A 526-nucleotide genomic window follows, 5' to 3' on the forward strand; every position below is an offset into this window, starting at 1 on the left:
GTTCTTTCAATGCTGCTTGGTAACCTTGCAATCGCTCATCGGTATCTTCGATATCGTGGGATGAGGCAATACAAGCGATTTTGCGATGCCCGTGACGAATTAAATATTCTGTCGCGAGGAATGCTCCTTTGCGGTTATCAAGGGAAATACAGCGCTCAGCAAGCTCTGGGATATGACGATTGATAAGCACCATACCTTTCACTTCTTGGGCATAGCCAATTAGCTCCTCATCAGATAAGCCTTTCGAGTGGATGACTATTGCATCGCAACGGCTGTTGATCAGCAATTCTAGGGCTTGACGCTCATCTTCTGGATTATGGTAACCGTTGCCAATCAAGATATGTTTGCCATTTTCGCGCGCGACATTATCGACGGATTTGACCAGCGTGCCGAAGAAAGGATCGGACACATCACTCACCAACACACCCATGGTATTTGTGCTTTGACTCACCAGTGCGCGAGCTGCGTCATTGGGTCTGTAACCCAATTTGCTCATTGCTTTGCCCCCCGACTCTACCGATGATTT

General features: G+C 47.7%; 1 pseudogene. It reads right to left on the reverse strand.

What is annotated here, in order from left to right:
- Nucleotides 1-526 (reverse strand): annotated as a pseudogene (locus tag R7R24_RS30195) (DNA-binding transcriptional regulator GalS); the annotation flags it as partial.

The sequence above is a fragment of the Vibrio sp. 704 genome, from assembly GCF_033339295.1.